The sequence below is a fragment of the Mucilaginibacter sp. SG564 genome, from assembly GCF_013149275.1.
Lineage (GTDB): Bacteria > Bacteroidota > Bacteroidia > Sphingobacteriales > Sphingobacteriaceae > Mucilaginibacter.
Genome location: NZ_JABGNA010000007.1, coordinates 338,247 through 356,494 on the forward strand (window position 1 = coordinate 338,247; position 18,248 = coordinate 356,494).

Consider the following 18,248-nt stretch of genomic DNA (forward strand, 5'->3'; position numbering starts at 1 on the left):
GAATTGATGATTTGTTTAATCACTAATTCACTAACTCGCTAAATCACTAATTATTCTAACGTGATATCTAAACCTAAACCTCTTAACTCATGAACCAATACGTTGAATGATTCAGGAACTGATGGTGTTGGCAGGTTTTCACCTTTAACAATAGCCTCGTAAGTTTTGGCACGGCCGATAACATCATCCGATTTAACGGTTAATATTTCCTGCAGTATGTTTGATGCACCGAATGCTTCGAGTGCCCAAACCTCCATCTCACCAAAACGCTGACCACCAAACTGAGCTTTACCACCCAATGGTTGTTGTGTAATTAATGAGTATGGCCCAATAGAACGTGCGTGCATCTTATCATCAACCATGTGACCCAGTTTCAGCATGTATATAATACCTACTGTAGTTTGCTGGTCAAAACGATCACCTGTTAAGCCATTGTATAAATAGGTACGGCCTGATTCTGGTAAGTTTGCCTTTTTAACCCACTCTTCCACTTCTTCATGGCTTGCACCATCAAAAATCGGGGTAGCGAATTTAATACCAAGCTCTTTACCGGCCCAGCCCAATACTGTTTCATAGATCTGACCCAGGTTCATACGTGAAGGTACACCCAGTGGGTTCAACACAATATCAACCGGTGTTCCATCCTCAAGGAAAGGCATATCCTCGTCACGTACAATACGTGCAACGATACCTTTGTTACCGTGACGACCAGCCATTTTATCACCTACTTTAAGCTTACGCTTTTTAGCGATGTAAACTTTAGCCATTTGTACGATACCTGATGGAAGCTCGTCACCCACACTGATCGCGAATTTATCACGACGGTAAGCACCTAATTCCTCATTAACTTTGATGTTGTAGTTATGAAGCAGAAGCTTGATCTGATCGTTTTTGTCATCATCAGTTGTCCATTTAGTTGGGTTAATGTTTTCGTAACTAAGCTCAACTAAAATTTTCTGAGTGAATTTTACACCTTTAGGCACTAAAAGCTCTTTGTAAATATTATAAACACCTTGTGATGTTTTACCATTCACGATCTCAAATAACTTTTCGATCAACGTGTTTTTAAGTTCTTTTACAGCTCTTTCGTGTTTAGTATCCAGTTTTTCCAACTGTGCTTTTTCTTCGGCCTTTGAGGTCTTTTTAGCACGGCTGAACAATTTGGTATCAATAACAACACCTGCAATAGATGGCGGAGTTTTCAGTGACGCATCTTTAACGTCGCCTGCTTTATCACCAAATATGGCACGTAACAGTTTTTCTTCCGGTGATGGGTCTGATTCACCTTTTGGAGTGATCTTACCAATCAGGATATCGCCTTCTTTAACCTCGGCACCTACACGGATGATACCGTCTTCGTCAAGGTCTTTGGTAGCTTCTTCTGATACGTTAGGGATATCTGGTGTCAATTCCTCTTCACCACGTTTGGTATCACGTACTTCCAATTCAAACTCTTCAACGTGAAGTGAAGTGAAAATATCCTGTGAAACCACACGCTCAGATATTACGATCGCATCCTCAAAGTTATATCCCTGCCAAGGCATGAACGCCACTTTTAAGTTACGGCCTAATGCAAGCTCACCATTCTGAGTAGCATAACCTTCGCAAAGAACCTCTCCTTTTGATACTCTTTGGCCTTTTTTAACAATCGGCTTCAGGTTCATGGTGGTGCTTTGGTTGGTTTTCTTGAATTTGGTTAAACGATAGCTTTTTGAATCGCCATCAAATGAAACCAAACGGTCAAGTTCATCACGGTCATATTTAATACGTATCTCATTAGCATCAACATACTCTACTACACCGTCGCCTTCGGCGTTGATCAGTGTACGTGAGTCTTTTGCCACACGTCCTTCCAGTCCGGTTCCAACAATTGGCGCTTCAGGACGCAACAATGGTACTGCCTGGCGTTGCATGTTCGATCCCATCAATGCACGGTTAGCATCATCATGTTCCAGGAACGGGATCAATGAAGCCGCGATAGAAGTGATCTGGTTTGGAGCGATGTCCATCAAATCGAGTCTTTCCGGCTCAATAATCGGGAAGTCACCTTCAAAACGTGCTTTTACTTTTGGCAATGCAAACACACCTTTATCATCATAATGGGCATTAGCCTGACCAATAGTTTTACCGTCCTCATCTTCTGCAGATAAATAGATAACCGGTTCATCAACCTGTACCTTACCTTCAACCACACGTTTGTATGGAGTTTCGATAAAGCCTAAGTTGTTGATCTTAGCATGTACGCAAAGTGATGATATCAAACCAATGTTCGGTCCTTCCGGAGTTTCAATGGTACACAACCTACCGTAGTGGGTGTAATGTACGTCACGAACCTCGAAACCAGCACGCTCACGTGACAGACCACCGGGCCCAAGGGCTGACAGACGACGCTTGTGCGTGATCTCTGCCAGTGGATTGGTTTGGTCCATGAACTGTGATAACTGGTTTGTTCCGAAGAACGAGTTGATCACTGACGATAATGTACGCGCGTTGATCAGGTCGGTTGGCGTAAACACCTCGTTATCACGGATGTTCATACGCTCACGAATAGTACGTGCCATACGTGCCAAACCTACACCAAACTGAGCATATAACTGCTCACCCACTGTACGAACACGACGGTTTGACAAGTGGTCAATATCATCCACCTCAGCCTTAGAGTTGATCAGTTTGATCAAATACTTAACAATGGCGATGATATCCTGCTTGGTTAATACCTTTGTTTCGTCAGAGGTATTCAGTTTCAACTTACGGTTGATGCGGTAGCGGCCCACATCACCCAAATCATATCTTTTATCAGAGAAGAATAAACGATCGATGATACCACGAGCTGTTTCTTCATCAGGTGGTTCAGCGTTACGTAACTGACGGTAGATATGCTCAACCGCTTCTTTCTCCGAGTTCGAAGTATCTTTCTGTAAGGTATTGTATATAATAGTATAATCACCGCTGGTGGCCGCATCTTCCTTGTTCAGGATGATGGTTTTAACACCGGCATCAATGATCATATCAATGTGATCGTCTTCCAATACGGTTTCACGCTCAAGGATGATCTCATTACGGTCGATAGAAACCACTTCACCGGTATCCTCATCCACGAAATCTTCAACCCATTTTTTAAGCACCCTTGCAGCAAGCTTACGGCCGATATATTTTTTCAGACCAGATTTGCTTACTTTAATTTCATCGGCCAGTTCAAACAACTCTAATATATCTTTATCAGAGTCGTAACCGATGGCACGAAGTAATGTGGTAACCGGGAATTTCTTTTTACGGTCAATGTATGCATACATCACGTTATTAACATCAGTAGCAAACTCAATCCATGAACCTTTGAAAGGTATAACACGGGCCGAGTATAATTTTGTACCGTTGGTGTGGCGGCTTTGGCCAAAGAACACACCTGGCGAACGGTGTAATTGAGATACAATTACGCGCTCGGCACCATTTATAACAAATGTACCTTTAGGGGTCATGTATGGGATAGTTCCCAGATACACGTCCTGTACAATAGTTTCAAAATCTTCGTGCTCCTCATCATTACATGAAAGACGAAGCTTGGCTTTTAGGGGTACACTGTAAGTTAATCCGCGTTCGATACACTCTTGAATATCGTAACGTGGCGGATCAATAAAGTAATCAAGAAATTCTAAAACAAAGATGTTTCTTGAATCCGATATCGGAAAATTTTCAGCAAACACTTTAAACAAACCTTCTTTATAACGGTTGTCTGAGGTGGTTTCCAATTGAAAAAATTCCTGGAAAGATTGTAACTGCACATCCAGGAAATCAGGGTAATCAAGTACCTTTCTGCTGGTTGCAAAGTTTACTCTTTGATTATTGTTGTTTGCCAAGGTATTATAATTTTAGTTTATTAATAAACCTGTATTTAGAAGTGAGATATGAGACGTAAGTATTGAGACTAAAAAATTTCACAGGCTGCATCCTGCAAAAATCTCAAATCCCAAATCTAATATCTCAAGTCTATTGTATATAAACAGCAATAGACCCCGACCAAAATAGGTCGGAGTCTGATGCTATATTTGAGTGGGTTAAATTATTTAACCTCAACTACTGCTCCGGCTTCTTCTAATTGTTTTTTCAGAGATTCAGCTTCTTCTTTAGATACACCAGCTTTTAATTCTTTAGGTGCACCGTCAACTAAGTCTTTAGCTTCTTTCAAACCAAGACCGGTTAAGTCTTTCACTAATTTAACAACTGCTAATTTTTGACCACCTGCTTCTTTCAGGATAACGTCAAATGCAGTTTGTTCTGCAGCAGCAGCAGGGGCATCATCGCCACCAGCAGGAGCAGCAGCAACAGCTACAGCTGCAGCAGCAGGCTCAATACCATACTCATCTTTTAAGATTTGAGCTAATTCGTTTACTTCTTTTACTGTTAAGTTTACCAACTGTTCAGCAAACGCTTTTAAATCCGCCATTTTATTTAAATTTTACTTTTAATGCTTTTTGTTTGTTAATATCGAACTTTAATAAGGTGTTCGTTAACCTCTTTCCTGTAATGTTTTTACAAGGCCTGCAATCGTATTTCCGCCTGATTGTAATGCAGAAATAACGTTTTTGGCAGGTGATTGTAGTAATCCTATTATCTCGCCAATCAGTTGTTCTTTTGATTTCAACTTGATCAATGTATCGATCTGGTTGTCGCCAATAAACACTGCTGAGTCAATATATGCTGCTTTTAAAAGTGGTTTGTCACCTGCTTTTCTCAATTGTTTGATCAGCTTTGCCGGAGCAGTTGCTGATTTTGAGAAAAGGATTGATGATGATCCTTTTAATACATCATATATCGGGCTAAAGTCGCCGCCTGCAGCTTCCATAGCTTTTTTGATCAAGCTATTTTTTGCTACCTGCATTTTGATGTCGCTGTCGAAACATTTGCGACGAATGTCATTGATCTTTGCAACCGTCAAATCAGAGGTATCGGTGATATAAAAGTTACCGTACTCTTTCATTTGCTCAGTAAGGGCAAGAACAAGATCGTATTTTTCTTCTTTATTCATGATTAAATCCCCGCTACTGTTTTGGTTTCAATTTCAATTCCTGGCGACATAGTTGAAGAGATATGGATACTCTTGAAATATGTTCCTTTAGCTGCAGATGGTTTTAATTTTGAGATGGTTTGCAATACTTCTAATGCATTCTCATAAATTTTATCCGCAGAGAAAGATGCTTTTCCTATTGAGGCATGGATGATACCTGTTTTATCAACTTTGAAGTCGATCTTACCACCTTTTACGTCAGTTACAGCTTTTCCAACTTCTGGAGTTACTGTTCCTGATTTAGGGTTAGGCATAAGGTTACGTGGGCCTAATATACGCCCCAAACGACCTACTTTAGCCATAACACTTGGCATAGTGATGATAATATCAACATCAGTCCATCCACCTTCAATCTTGGCAATATAATCATCCAAACCTACGTAATCTGCACCTGCGTCTTTTGCTTCTTGTTCCTTGTCAGGAGTACAAAGCACCAGTACACGTACAGTTTTACCGGTTCCATGAGGTAATGTTGCAATACCACGTACCATTTGATTGGCTTTACGCGGATCAACACCTAAACGAACGTCTATATCAACTGATGAATCAAATTTGGTTAAGGTTAATTCCTTTACCAAAGATGACGCATCCTGTAATGAATACGATTTGTTAGCCTCAATTTTGGAGAGTGCCACTTTCTGATTTTTTGTTAATCTAGCCACTGTCTTAAACTGATTTTAATATAAATTAATTAATTCCAGGGAGCCGTACCTGATACGGTTATTCCCATACTACGGGCAGTACCTGCCACCATTTTCATGGCTGATTCAACTGTGAATGCGTTTAGATCCACCATTTTATCTTTAGCAATAGTTTCAACCTGTTCCCAATTTACATTGGCAACTTTTTTACGGTTGGGCTCTGCTGAACCACTTTTTAATCCTGTTGCTTCCAATAACTGGATTGCAACCGGAGGGGTTTTAATGATAAAATCGAAAGATTTATCAACGTAAACAGTAATCAAAACAGGCAACACTTTACCAGGCTTGTCCTGGGTACGTGCATTAAACTGCTTGCAAAACTCCATGATATTCACGCCCTTTGCACCTAAAGCAGGTCCAATTGGAGGTGATGGGTTTGCAGCGCCGCCTTTTACCTGCAGCTTTACCATCGCACCGATTTCTTTTGCCATTTTAATTTACTTTAATTATAACTCAATGTTAGTAAGTGGAAGCTAAGTAACATTTAAGATTTTTATAGTTGTCGGTTTGGAGTAATGAGTATGGTTTTTTTAACCCTAACTTAATATCTAAACTTCTTTCTTTTAATATTCATTAAGTAAGTTTATCATGTTGAGTCTGCCTTTCCAAATCAGAGCTCATGATTAAAAACTTACTATTCTTTTTCTACCTGCATGTAATTCAATTCAAGCGGCGTACGGCGCCCGAATATCTTTACCATTACTTTCAGTTTCTTTTTCTCTTCGTTAACCTCTTCTATCACGCCGCTAAAGCCATTGAACGGTCCGTCCATAACTTTCACATTTTCGCCAATGTAATAAGGCACGTTCATTGTTTCGCCCTGCGCACTCATTTCGTCAACCTTACCTAAAATACGGTTAACTTCGGCCTGGCGTAATGGGATGGCGTTTCCGGCTTTATCGCCTAAAAAACCAATCACGCTATTTATATTTTTGATGATGTGTTCAGTTTCACCGTCAAGTACGGCTTCCATCAGCACATAACCCGGAAAATAGTTACGCTCTTTAGCTATCTTCTTTCCGTCGCGCATCTGGTAATACTTTTCAGTTGGTATTAATACCTGAGGTACCAAATGCGTAATGCCCAAACGACTAATTTCGGCATCTATATATTGTTTTACCTTTTTTTCTTTACCACTGATGGCTCTAACTACATACCACTTCAATTGATCACTCATCGTTGTCCTTTGATATTATGTTAGTGAATGATAAAATATACCAAGCAAATAATTAATAATCTGGTCCATACCTACAATAACCAAAGCTATAATGATTGCAGCAACCAGTACTAAAATAGCACTGCTTTGCAATTCGCGCCAGGTTGGCCAAGTTACCTTTTGAGTTAACTCGATGTATGATTCTTTAATATATTCAGCTACGCCTGCCATTTTTTATTGTTTGCTTATGCACGGGAACAAGGATTCGAACCCTGATCAAAGGTTTTGGAGACCTCTATTCTACCGTTGAACTATTCCCGTGTATATTTTATAATAAGAAAACATAAGTTTGCTTTTTACAGTCAAACTTATGTTTCCAATTAACCTTTTTTGAAATTTTATTTTAAAATTTCAGTTACCTGGCCAGCACCTACTGTTCTGCCACCTTCACGGATAGCGAAACGTAAGCCTTTTTCCATAGCGATAGCGTTGATCAATTTTACAGTGATGGTAACGTTATCACCAGGCATAACCATTTCCACACCTTCGGCCAGTGAAATCTCACCAGTTACGTCAGTTGTACGGAAATAGAACTGCGGGCGGTATTTGTTGAAGAATGGAGTGTGACGGCCACCTTCTGCTTTTGATAATACGTAAACTTCTGCTTTGAAGTCGGTGTGGGGGGTTACTGAACCTGGTTTGCAAATAACCATACCACGACGGATATCAGTTTTTTCAATACCACGTAACAATAAACCTACGTTGTCACCAGCTTCACCACGGTCAAGGATCTTGCGGAACATCTCAACACCTGTTACGGTTGATTTCAAGTTCTCAGCACCCATACCCAGGATATCAACAGGCTCACCAGAGTTGATTACACCACGCTCAATACGACCGGTAGCAACAGTACCACGACCAGTGATTGAGAATACGTCTTCAACCGGCATTAAAAAAGGAAGATCAGTTAAACGTGGAGGGATAGGGATGTAGTTATCTACAGCGTCCATCAATTCCATGATTTTGCCAACCCAGGTAGGATCTCCGTTAAGACCACCTAATGCAGAACCTTGAATAACTGGAATATCATCACCTGGATATTCGTAGAATGATAATAATTCACGAATTTCCATTTCTACTAATTCTAATAATTCCGGATCATCAACCATGTCAACCTTGTTCATAAATACAACAAGTGCAGGTACACCTACCTGACGTGCTAACAGGATGTGCTCGCGGGTTTGTGGCATCGGACCGTCAGTAGCAGCAACAACAATGATTGCACCATCCATCTGAGCAGCACCAGTAACCATGTTTTTCACATAATCCGCGTGACCTGGACAGTCAACGTGTGCATAGTGACGGTTAGCAGTTGAATACTCAACGTGTGCTGTATTGATGGTGATACCACGCTCTTTTTCTTCAGGAGCTGAGTCAATTGAATCAAATGAACGAGCTTCTGATAAACCTGCATCAGCTAATACTTTAGTGATAGCTGCAGTAAGGGTTGTTTTGCCGTGGTCAACGTGACCGATTGTACCGATGTTTAAGTGCGGTTTACTGCGGTCAAACTTTTCTTTTGCCATGATTTATAATTATTTTGTAGGTTAATTTATACTTAAAAATGTATTCTGTTTTACTCTTTATTTTATTGAGCCAACAATGGGATTTGAACCCATGACCTCTTCCTTACCAAGGAAGTGCTCTACCCCTGAGCTACGTCGGCTTATTTTAATTATTGAATTAATGATTTAGTGAATTATTGAATTTTAAAACTCCTACCAAATCACTCATTCAGCAATTCAATAACTCATTAATTAATTCTCCGAGCGGAAGACGAGGTTCGAACTCGCGACCTATAGCTTGGAAGGCTATCGCTCTACCAACTGAGCTACTTCCGCAATTAAATGAGTGAATTATCGAGTTAGTGACCGGATGATTTAAAAATCATTCTGTAATTCACTAATTCAACAATCCACTCATTAAGGTGTGGGGGGAGAAGGATTCGAACCTTCGTAGCCGAAGCAACGGATTTACAGTCCGTCCCATTTGACCGCTCTGGTATCCCCCCATTAGTTAATTCCGGATTTAAAATGTCCAAAGTTGAAGCTAAACACTTCAATCCGAAAAAAACTGAGCCTCCTATCGGGATCGAACCAATGACCTACTGATTACAAGTCAGTCGCTCTACCAGCTGAGCTAAGGAGGCTTATGTTTATTTACCTTTTCTTATTTTATAACCTTAAACAGGCTTCAAAATTAAGAGCGGCAAAACTAATAAGCTTTTTTATATTTTAAAGAACAATCCCAACTTTTTTTTCAGTGCTTAGCACCTCTCTGAAAGGGATTGCAAATCTACAAAAAATTAAACCCGTACAAAATTTTTTATCAAAAAAAATCGACGAGTGGAAAACTCGTCGATTTTAGCTTAAAAAAGGGCTTTTTTATATTATAAATCGTCCTCGGCCGCCATCAGGATAGCCTTTTTGGCTGCGGTGTCGGCAATGGTTTTCTTCTGTTTATGCTTTTCTATCTGCTTGCGGAGACTTTCGATAGCCAGATCGGTAGCTTCTTCAAAGCTTTTGCATTTCTCTTTTGCAAAAATCTGGTTCCCCGGAAGCAACAATTTTATCTCTGTTATTTTATTTGCCTCATCTTCTACATTTTCCAGTTTTAAATAAACTTCCCCGCTAATTATCTGATCATAAAACGTATCCAGCTTATCAGCCTTTTTCTGAATAAAATCTAATAATTTCCTGTCTGCGGTAAAATGAATTGATTGCACTGTAATTTTCATGTTTCCTCCTTGAATTACGCCTTTGGATGGGCTTGTTTGTAAATAGACTTTAATCTTTCAACTGAATTGTGTGTATAAATTTGAGTCGCGCTTAAATTGGCATGACCCAAAAGTTCTTTTATTGAATTTAAATCGGCTCCGTTATTAAGCAAGCTTGTTGCAAACGTATGCCTGAGTACGTGAGGGCTCTTTTTATACTGGGTTGATATGTTGGAGAGGTATTTATTCACTATTAAATATATTAGTTTCGGATAAGCATCTGCGCCTTTATTTGTAACGATTAATGTTAGCGAATTGTTATCAAAATTTTGATTTTTCTTTAACTCCAGGTATTTACCCAGCAGAGTGCGCAGTTCCGTATTTACCGGTATAATGCGTTCTTTGTTTCGTTTACCTAAAACCTTTAGCGTGCCCTCATAATCATTAATATCCTGATCCTTAAGCCCCAGCAGCTCGGCAAGGCGCATACCGGTGCCAAACAACATTTCAACAACCAGCTTATCCCGCTGGCCTATAAAATCGTTTGTAAATATTTCGTTATCATCCAGCATTTGGATTAAGCGGGCGTCCTCAACAACTACCGGAAGGTTCTTGGGTATTTTTTGCGACCGTATTTTGGATGTTGGATTATCGGTAATGATGCCTTCCTGCAATAAAAATTTAAAGTACTTACGCAGCGTAGCCATTTTGCGGTTTACAGAGCGGGCTATGATTTTTTGGCCCATAAGCTCAACCATCCAGTTACGGATGTCCTGATAGCTTACCTGATTAGGATGGGTAACAATTAATTCGGAAACAGTACCGGTTTCCCCCGCATTGTTCAAAAAGCGCATGAACTGATCCAGGTCTGATCGATAAGCGGATACTGTGTGCGGAGAGTATCGCTTTTCGAACTGAATATATCGGATAAAACGCTCTAAAAACATAAAAAACTATTTGAACATCCAGAGATTGAATGTACAAATAGTTTTAATATAGTGTTAAGAAATTTGAAAAATTCTTTTACAAGAATTAAACAGTTTCTTGATTCATACCTTGCTTGTAGATTGCATGTTTAACAACATGACGACGAGTTACAGATTTTTTCTCGAATGCCTGACGGCTGCGAAGTTCTCTCAACACACCTGTTTTCTCAAATTTCTTTTTGAAGCGTTTCAATGCTTTGTCTAATGATTCGCCTTCTTTTACGTTGATAATGATCATAATTCCTAAAATACCTCCTTTCAAGGAGGGTCAAAGGTAAGCACAATTATTTGAAAATCAAACAGGACGCCTATTTTTTTATCACTCCTCTGTTGCACTTATGGTTTGTAACAAACAAGGGCTGCCAATGGCAGCCCTTGTTTGTTGTTTTTAATAGAGTTTAAGCTATTTATCCCAGTACATCCTGGTGTTCATAACATCAGCTCCCTGACGTGCCACTACAGCGTTGTAATTGGTCTGATTTTGATTAATCTCCGTTTGAGGATATTGCTGCCTGCGCGGAATATTCTGACCCGGGCTTAATGAACCCGGTACAGGGTCAAGTAATTTTGGCAAACCTGTTCTGCGGTACTCGGCCCATGATTCCCAACCATCGCCTAAAAAGCCTGCTATCCATTTTTGTAAGTGGATCTGCTCTAAAGCGGTACTTGCAGAGAACTTCACAGCCGTTTGTGCCACATAAGTATTAGCATCAGTTGTAGCTACACCATTTTGATCTAATGAGGCCAGCACCCCTTGATTATAAAAATCAGCTGCTGAACCATCCCCACCAGATATCCAGCCTAAATGAGCAGCCTCGGCCTGGGTAAATAATACTTGCGCATATGATGTCCATACGGTTGGTGAACTCTGGTTAGAAACCGCCAGCCCAATCAATGATATGTTACCTGGTTTAGTACGGGTACCTTTACTATAGGCGCCCAATGCATCACCAAATGTACCGTAAGGCAAGCCGGCATACGTGTTAGACACCGTTGGCGCTGCGTAAACCGGTAATCTTGGATCATTAAGACCGCTAAGTGTATTTACCAATAAACTGCTTACCGCATAATCATAACGACCGTTACGGTAGTTGGTATAATATGGGTTTTCATTTGTTGAAGCACCCAGATAAGCGTAAGCTGCATTATCATCATTTGAGGTCATTAACCCCCCGGTTACAGCTTTAGCATATTCTGCTTTTCCTGTGGTCGGATCAGCTTTTGAAAGCCTTAAGGCCATAATAGCGTGTAAAGAATTTGCCCAGTGTTTCCATTTGGTATTATCACCATTAAATAAGATATCGCCGGTTAGTGCAGCACCACCGTCAAATTGATTTTGAGCTTCATCCAACTCCTTCATCAAAGCAGTATATATATCCTTTTGCGCATCAAACGCCGGAGTAACATTAGATATTCCACTTAAAGCCTGTGAATACGGGATATCCCCCCATCTATCAGTTATAGTCAGATAAATAAAAGCGGTAAGGATACGGGCAGAAGCTATCTGATTATTATTAGAACCAAATTTAGTTGTTGCTGACAATCCTTTTTTTGACGGATCGGTATTAGTAGCAATAATAGTTTTTAAATCCTGTAAAGGGCCGGTATAATACGTTGCATAGTCATATTGTTTTAATGCAAACAATGATTCGTTAGTATAAAACGTTTCTGACATATACTGCGAATACAACTCACCGCAAAAGGAGTTGATATTGGTTGTGGCACCAGCACCGTTAATACCGCCTAAAAACTGTATGGCGTTGGTTAACATATAACCCGTTTGAACATTTGGCGATTGATTGGGACTGACGTTTACATCGCCCCCCACTTTACATGAAGCCAGGATAATTACACCAGCCCCAATAATATATTTACTTATATTGAATAGTCTTTTCATGATTTTTTGATCTTATCTTATTAGAAAGTTAATTTAAGGTTAAAACCTAAGTTTCTTGTGTTGGGTAACTGCCCACCTTCATAAAAGGATGTTTGCAGTTGTGATGGATCAACACCTTTAACTTTGGAATAGATCATCCATGGATTTTGTGAGGTTATACCAAAATAAGCGGATTGGAATGGAGTTTTACCCAGCATCTTTTTAGAGAATGTGTAACCAATGCTAACTTCTCTTAGTTTCACATAAGAAGCATCATAAGTCCATTTTTCCCATATCTGGCTATATACCTGCTCGTATAATGAACGTGTTTCAACATAGGTAGTGTTTGGCGTTCCGTCTGCATGAACACCTGCTACCAAAGTACCACCACCATCAGCTACAGCATTACGCACTGGGTTACCTTTGGCGTTATTGCCAACAGTTTCAGCACCAAGACCCGAACCATTTAGGTTCTGTTGTGTAACTGATACAAATTTGCCACCCTTTTGAAAATCAAGAGAGAAAGCCAGGGTAAATCCTTTATAATTAAAGGAGTTTGTAAAACCACCGGTATAACTTGGCAGCATGCTACCTAAATTAACTGTACTGCTCCATGTTGGCATACCATTCGCATCAACTACTATATTACCATGTGCATCACGTATAAAGCCTGAGCCAATGATCTGGCCGTATGAGCCGCCAACAACACCATTAACACCAAAGCTTGGAGAACCAACAAAACCAAAACCCGTTGCGCCAGCTGGATTATTGCCACCAGATGAGTCATAAGTGGGCTTGTTATCAGGAGCAACCGGTAAGGTGTTTGTGCCAGGGTATAGTGATAAAATTTTGTTACGGTTAAACGCGATGTTAAAATCAACATTCCAGATAAAGTCCTTTGATTTAACAGGGGTGCCGCCAAGGGAGATCTCAATACCATTATTTCTGATCGAACCTGCATTCACTACGGCCGATGAGTAACCAGAGGTTCCGTTAATAGGTAATGATAATATTTGATCTTTTTGTGTACGTGTATAGTAGTTAAAATCAAACTTGATCCGGTCTTGAATAAAATGCAACTCTGTACCTACTTCATAAGAGGTAGAAAGAGCTGGTTTTAAATTTGCATTTGGTAAAGCGTTAGGCACTGTTTGTGTAGGCGACGTTCCGTAAGGGTTTGTACCTAAATTGTATGTTTGATAAATTTGATATAGCCCTGCATCAGAACCTAACTTGGCAGCTGATAGTCTTAATTTACCAAAAGTAAATATATCATTCTTCGGCATTAACTCCGTAAATACAAATGAAGTTGAAAGACCGCCATACCAGTATGAGTTATTGTTTACAGGCAATGTTGACGACCTATCATTACGTGCATTAAAATCAAGGTATAAGAAATTCTTATATCCAAATGAAGTATATCCGTAATAACTATTTACCCTACTTAGTCCATTAAAACTAATTGCTGTTGGAGCGTTTGAAGAGTTACCTAAAGTGTAAAGATCAGGTATTGCCAAACCACCGTTGGTGTTACCACCAGTAAACAAATAACGATCCTGGCGACTTTCGGCATATACACCCGCTTTTACAGACAGATCACCAAATAGGTGATTGTAAGTCACATTTCCTACATAGTTATTTTCTTTATAGGTATACTGGTTTTGAGTGTATTGATCAAGATTCAGTGTTCCCGAAGCGGTCCTGTTATTATCATCACGATTCAAAAGATCTTCTCTTGCGATCAATGACACCGATAAGTCTTTTGTGAATTGATAAGTAGCTGTTAAATTGCCGTATACACGGTTGCTATTTGATTTAGAAGTATTTTCATATACCTCTGTATAAGGATTATCCCAATAGTGAGGTGTAAGATCGTCCGGACTGGTAATATTCCATGAAGTAAAAGTACCATCTGCACGACGGTAATTTTTTAGCTTGCTCATGTCAACATCCCGGTGAAACCATTGGCTGAATGAACCAGCAGTTTGAGTTCCGTAACCTTCATCAGGTATATTGCTTGAATTGATTTGTGAGAAGTTAACATTTGCACTTACCGTTAATTTCTTAGTAAGCTTTAACTCACCATTCAAACTTACGTTGTTACGTTTTTGATCACTGTTTGGTGTAATACCTGTACGATCAATATTGGTGTATGATACGCGGAAATTATAATTGTCGGCTGCTTTTGAAAACGCGGCATTGGTGTTATAAGTAACACCTGTTCTGTAAAAATCACGTACGTTGTTTGGCTGAGGTACAAATGGAACTAATTTACCATAACCCGGGTTTGATGGATCCCAGAAATACCAGGGTGCATATAAAGTACCATCCATTTTAGGGCCCCAGCTTTCATCAACACCATAATCGTAGTATTTTACGCCGTTAAAGTTAGCATTAGATGCTGGAGATGATCCTGGATCATAAGTATAAGTATTCCACTTGATACTGGTACCGCCACCATATTCATTTTGATAGTTAGGCAGTTGGTAAACTTTTTCAAAAGTAGTTGATTGGTTAAATGATATACCAATACCTTTATCAACACCTTTTTTAAGTTGAATAACAACAGCACCTTCAGATGCACGCTGGCCATACAAGGCTGTAGCCGCAGGGCCTTTTAAAACCGTTAATGATTCAATATCATCATTGTTTACTCCATTAGGGTCAGTAATAACACCATTTACTACATAAATTGGGTTACCCCCTTGTAAAGCGTTAACACCACGGATACGAATGGTAGATGTTCCGAATTTGGCACCAGAACCGCCCAATACCTGCACACCGGCAATTTTACCGGCAAGGGCCGTGTTTAAGTCTGATTGCTTGGTAACCGTTAAATCATCACCTTTAACCGCCTGAGCAGCATAACCTAATGATTTTTGCTCACGTGAAATACCTAAGGCGGTAACAATCACTTCATTTAAGCCTTTGCTCGATGCTACTAAAACTACATTTAGCTGGCTTTTTCCACCTACAGGAACATCCAGGGTAGTATAACCAATAAAACTAAATGATAAAATTGCATTTGGAGGGGCATTTAAGGAGAACTTACCGTTGATACCGGTTTGGGTACCGGTAGTTGTTCCTTTTACTTTTACGGTTACACCAGGCAAGGGTAACCCATCTTCTTTAGCCGTTACCGTACCAGTAATGGTTTGGCTTTGCGCAAAAAGCTGTGTTACAGCCAATAAGATACCGCACAAAACGAGGAGTAGTCTTTTTTCCATAGAAAAAAATTAGTTAATAGTTAAGGCGGTAAATCTACTGACAGCTATGAATGAAAAGCAAGCAAAGATTGTAACATTTCTCTTACAAACAAATTTTTAACTAAAACAGTCATTTTTTTTCAAAACCACTAAAACAAATTTATTTTTCTCTCGTTAAAGATGCATTACTGACACGTTCAGTTATTAATAAGACAGTTAATTTAGTTAATTAAAAAGGGAGAAAATACGCGAGGTATTTTCTCCCTTTGCTTTTTATAAATATCTGTATTACAGTTATTAAAATAACAACTCACTACCCCAGCACCGTAAATTTAAAACAAGAAAAGGATGGGGGTTCCCATCCTTTTCTTGTTTTAGCGGAATACTACCGTTAATTATTTGGCTACTTTTTTTGCTGGGATCAATGGTAATATAATAACAGCTAAAAAGGCAACAACTTCTAATACAACTAACATAACTTTAATTTTTTGATTAATATTTAATTCTTTCTGCATCGGTTGCGACTAAAAACATGCCATCGCCAAAAAGTTATTTTTATCAAAAAATTGTGTATTTCCTGATTTTGCTAAAATTTTTAAATGAATCGAAAAAAGGTTGAATTATTAAATTTTAAGGCTATTTTTTAATAAGCGATAATAAAAAACTGATTTTCAGCAGTAATAAATCTCAATTTATTAAAAAACACAGGTATTTAAGATGAATAAACCTGACAGAGTATCTAAAACCCCTAAAAATTAAAAAGCGGAAAATTGGTTTTGCAATTTACCCCCTCCGCTTTTTAATAAGTGTCGGTTTTTCATTATCCTGTTAAACTATATCCGGGAATTATATAAATTCCGTTCGGATTAGTCATCCAAATGTAAATATTGTCAATTTGTCAGCAAGCATGACAAACTACAACTTACTGACAAACAGACATTTAAAGCAACGTAAAAAGCATGGGTAAATTCTATAGTTATCCTTTCAGCACTTCCCTGCTAATCACGATCTTCTGTATTTCTGACGTGCCCTCGCCTATGGTACACAATTTGGCATCTCGATAGTATTTTTCGACCGGAAAATCCTTGATATAACCATATCCACCAAATATCTGTACAGCTTCATTAGCCGTACGCACCGCTACCTCCGATGCATAATACTTAGCCATGGCCGATTGTTTGGTTACCGGCAGGTGCCTGGTTTTCAAATCAGCAGCCTGCATCACTAAAAGTTCAGCTGCTTCTATTTCGGTAGCCATATCAGCCAGTTTGAAAGCTATTCCCTGGAAGTTACTGATAGCCTGCCCAAACTGTTTACGCTCTTTGGAATAAGCCACCGCCGCATCAAACGCTCCTTTAGCAATACCCAACGATAAGGCAGCTATAGAAATACGTCCGCCATCTAATATAGTCATGGCCTGTTTAAAGCCTTCACCCTCTTTGCCCAACAAGTTCTCTTTAGGTACTCGGCAATTATCAAATATGAGCTCCGTAGTTTCCGAAGCGCGCATACCCATTTTGTTTTCCTTTTTGCCATGGGTAAAACCTGGCGTGCCTTTTTCTATAACCAGAGCCGAGATACCTTTTGAGTCGCCCTTTTCTCCTGTCCGCACCATTACTACGGCCACATTACCCGATTTGCCGTGGGTTATAAAGTTTTTTGAACCATTTACTATGTAATGATCACCATCTAATATCGCGGTAGTTGCCATACCCATCGCGTCAGATCCGGTGTTTGCTTCGGTAAGGCCCCAGGCACCCAACCATTCGGCGCTGGCCAGCTTGGGCAACCATTTGAGTTTTTGCTCTTCATTACCAAAAGTCAGTATATGACCGGTGCATAAAGAGTTATGTGCAGCCAGCGACAGGCCTATCGACCCACATACCCTTGCAATTTCCGATATAACGGTTACATATTCGGCATAGCCAAAGCCAGAGCCGCCGTATTGTTCTGGCACTACAACCCCCATCATACCCAGTTCGCCCATTTGTTTAAATAACTCAAGCGGAAAATGCTGTGCCTCGTCCCATTCGGCCACAAATGGCCTGATATTTTTTTCGGCAAAATCCCTTGCCATCTCACCCACCATTCGCTGGTTATCGCTAATAGAAAAATCAAACCCTACCGGGCTGTCTGTTAATAAAGAATCCATGTTTTATAATTGGTTATTAGCAAAGTAACGGATTAATTATCAAGATAGTTTGACCTTGACGAGGGCCGAAAAGAAGTACAATTTGGTATCTGGTATAAATTATAGGTTTAGTTCAAATAGGGTTATTTTTGGGGCAAAAAGAAAGGCGGAAATTATTTTTCAGAATTTAACAAATTATTGCTTTTACTGATAGAATCAGAAGAAAAGAGGATTAATATCGAATAATGAATTCCGAATTTCCAATATCGAAATCAAAAAGTCTCTTCGGGTATATCGCAGAAGCCTTTGAGGGGGCTTAAAATAGGACAAATCATGGTTTACACTTTTTCACTA

At 39.6% G+C, this 18,248-nt stretch carries 14 protein-coding genes and 5 tRNA genes; all 19 read right to left on the reverse strand.

Annotated elements, in window-relative coordinates; translation table 11 throughout:
• Nucleotides 1–50: 50 nt before the first annotated feature.
• The 19 genes from rpoB to FHW89_RS18075 all read right to left on the reverse strand — a co-directional run bounded on the left by rpoB (nucleotide 51) and on the right by FHW89_RS18075 (nucleotide 17,915).
• Nucleotides 51–3,854 carry a DNA-directed RNA polymerase subunit beta gene (gene rpoB / locus FHW89_RS17985; RefSeq protein ID WP_172336439.1) on the reverse strand — a complete coding sequence of 1,268 codons (3,804 nt, stop codon included), beginning with the start codon at nucleotides 3,852–3,854 and terminating at the stop codon, nucleotides 51–53.
• A 203-nt stretch (nucleotides 3,855–4,057) separates the two neighbouring features.
• Nucleotides 4,058–4,441, reverse strand: coding sequence for a 50S ribosomal protein L7/L12 (gene rplL, locus FHW89_RS17990; protein WP_172336440.1), 384 nt, complete (start codon nucleotides 4,439–4,441; stop codon nucleotides 4,058–4,060).
• 63 nt (nucleotides 4,442–4,504) lie between these two features.
• Nucleotides 4,505–5,023: a 50S ribosomal protein L10 gene (gene rplJ, locus FHW89_RS17995; RefSeq protein ID WP_172336441.1), complete on the reverse strand. Its 519-nt coding sequence runs from the start codon at nucleotides 5,021–5,023 to the stop codon at nucleotides 4,505–4,507.
• A gap of 2 nt (nucleotides 5,024–5,025) precedes the next feature.
• Nucleotides 5,026–5,724: a 50S ribosomal protein L1 gene (gene rplA / locus FHW89_RS18000; protein WP_166090112.1), complete on the reverse strand. Its 699-nt coding sequence runs from the start codon at nucleotides 5,722–5,724 to the stop codon at nucleotides 5,026–5,028.
• A 29-nt stretch (nucleotides 5,725–5,753) separates the two neighbouring features.
• A complete protein-coding gene (rplK, locus tag FHW89_RS18005) occupies nucleotides 5,754–6,194 on the reverse strand; it encodes a 50S ribosomal protein L11 (protein WP_076374896.1) in 441 nt (146 codons plus the stop codon).
• Nucleotides 6,195–6,397: 203 nt separating this feature from the next.
• Nucleotides 6,398–6,940: a transcription termination/antitermination protein NusG gene (gene nusG, locus FHW89_RS18010; protein ID WP_076374894.1), complete on the reverse strand. Its 543-nt coding sequence runs from the start codon at nucleotides 6,938–6,940 to the stop codon at nucleotides 6,398–6,400.
• A gap of 15 nt (nucleotides 6,941–6,955) precedes the next feature.
• A complete protein-coding gene (gene secE, locus FHW89_RS18015; RefSeq protein ID WP_076374892.1) occupies nucleotides 6,956–7,150 on the reverse strand; it encodes a preprotein translocase subunit SecE in 195 nt (64 codons plus the stop codon).
• A gap of 19 nt (nucleotides 7,151–7,169) precedes the next feature.
• A tRNA-Trp gene (locus FHW89_RS18020) sits at nucleotides 7,170–7,240 on the reverse strand.
• Between the two features lie 77 nt (nucleotides 7,241–7,317).
• Entirely contained in the window at nucleotides 7,318–8,505 is a 1,188-nt protein-coding gene (tuf, locus tag FHW89_RS18025) for an elongation factor Tu (protein WP_172336442.1), read from the reverse strand.
• Between the two features lie 68 nt (nucleotides 8,506–8,573).
• Nucleotides 8,574–8,645, reverse strand: a tRNA-Thr gene (locus tag FHW89_RS18030).
• Between the two features lie 102 nt (nucleotides 8,646–8,747).
• Nucleotides 8,748–8,820 (reverse strand) — tRNA-Gly (locus FHW89_RS18035).
• An 89-nt stretch (nucleotides 8,821–8,909) separates the two neighbouring features.
• A tRNA-Tyr gene (locus FHW89_RS18040) sits at nucleotides 8,910–8,990 on the reverse strand.
• Nucleotides 8,991–9,055: 65 nt separating this feature from the next.
• Nucleotides 9,056–9,128: transfer RNA gene (locus FHW89_RS18045), tRNA-Thr, on the reverse strand.
• Between the two features lie 240 nt (nucleotides 9,129–9,368).
• Nucleotides 9,369–9,716 (reverse strand): ribosome hibernation-promoting factor, HPF/YfiA family, encoded by a 348-nt coding sequence (gene hpf, locus FHW89_RS18050; protein ID WP_090473142.1) that lies wholly within the window; start codon nucleotides 9,714–9,716, stop codon nucleotides 9,369–9,371.
• A 14-nt stretch (nucleotides 9,717–9,730) separates the two neighbouring features.
• Nucleotides 9,731–10,642, reverse strand: a complete 912-nt coding sequence (locus FHW89_RS18055; protein ID WP_172336443.1) for a tyrosine-type recombinase/integrase — start codon at nucleotides 10,640–10,642, stop codon at nucleotides 9,731–9,733.
• Between the two features lie 85 nt (nucleotides 10,643–10,727).
• Complete coding sequence (gene rpsU / locus FHW89_RS18060; RefSeq protein WP_166090118.1) at nucleotides 10,728–10,919, reverse strand: 30S ribosomal protein S21; 192 nt, start codon at nucleotides 10,917–10,919, stop codon at nucleotides 10,728–10,730.
• A gap of 165 nt (nucleotides 10,920–11,084) precedes the next feature.
• Nucleotides 11,085–12,578: a SusD/RagB family nutrient-binding outer membrane lipoprotein gene (locus tag FHW89_RS18065; protein ID WP_172336444.1), complete on the reverse strand. Its 1,494-nt coding sequence runs from the start codon at nucleotides 12,576–12,578 to the stop codon at nucleotides 11,085–11,087.
• Between the two features lie 20 nt (nucleotides 12,579–12,598).
• Entirely contained in the window at nucleotides 12,599–15,784 is a 3,186-nt protein-coding gene (locus tag FHW89_RS18070) for a SusC/RagA family TonB-linked outer membrane protein (RefSeq protein ID WP_172336445.1), read from the reverse strand.
• 955 nt (nucleotides 15,785–16,739) lie between these two features.
• A complete protein-coding gene (locus FHW89_RS18075) occupies nucleotides 16,740–17,915 on the reverse strand; it encodes an acyl-CoA dehydrogenase (protein ID WP_172336446.1) in 1,176 nt (391 codons plus the stop codon).
• Nucleotides 17,916–18,248 lie beyond the last annotated feature (333 nt).

What these genes read in the sequence shown, in the direction of transcription:
- FHW89_RS18065 (WP_172336444.1), bottom strand. Translation starts at nt 12,578, where the DNA reads ATGAAAAGACTATTCAATATAAGTAAATATATTATTGGGGCTGGTGTA.
- rpsU (WP_166090118.1), bottom strand. Translation starts at nt 10,919, where the DNA reads ATGATCATTATCAACGTAAAAGAAGGCGAATCATTAGACAAAGCATTG.
- rplL (WP_172336440.1), bottom strand. Translation starts at nt 4,441, where the DNA reads ATGGCGGATTTAAAAGCGTTTGCTGAACAGTTGGTAAACTTAACAGTA.
- secE (WP_076374892.1), bottom strand. Translation starts at nt 7,150, where the DNA reads ATGGCAGGCGTAGCTGAATATATTAAAGAATCATACATCGAGTTAACT.
- rplJ (WP_172336441.1), bottom strand. Translation starts at nt 5,023, where the DNA reads ATGAATAAAGAAGAAAAATACGATCTTGTTCTTGCCCTTACTGAGCAA.
- FHW89_RS18070 (WP_172336445.1), bottom strand. Translation starts at nt 15,784, where the DNA reads ATGGAAAAAAGACTACTCCTCGTTTTGTGCGGTATCTTATTGGCTGTA.
- nusG (WP_076374894.1), bottom strand. Translation starts at nt 6,940, where the DNA reads ATGAGTGATCAATTGAAGTGGTATGTAGTTAGAGCCATCAGTGGTAAA.
- rplK (WP_076374896.1), bottom strand. Translation starts at nt 6,194, where the DNA reads ATGGCAAAAGAAATCGGTGCGATGGTAAAGCTGCAGGTAAAAGGCGGC.
- FHW89_RS18075 (WP_172336446.1), bottom strand. Translation starts at nt 17,915, where the DNA reads ATGGATTCTTTATTAACAGACAGCCCGGTAGGGTTTGATTTTTCTATT.
- tuf (WP_172336442.1), bottom strand. Translation starts at nt 8,505, where the DNA reads ATGGCAAAAGAAAAGTTTGACCGCAGTAAACCGCACTTAAACATCGGT.
- hpf (WP_090473142.1), bottom strand. Translation starts at nt 9,716, where the DNA reads ATGAAAATTACAGTGCAATCAATTCATTTTACCGCAGACAGGAAATTA.
- FHW89_RS18055 (WP_172336443.1), bottom strand. Translation starts at nt 10,642, where the DNA reads ATGTTTTTAGAGCGTTTTATCCGATATATTCAGTTCGAAAAGCGATAC.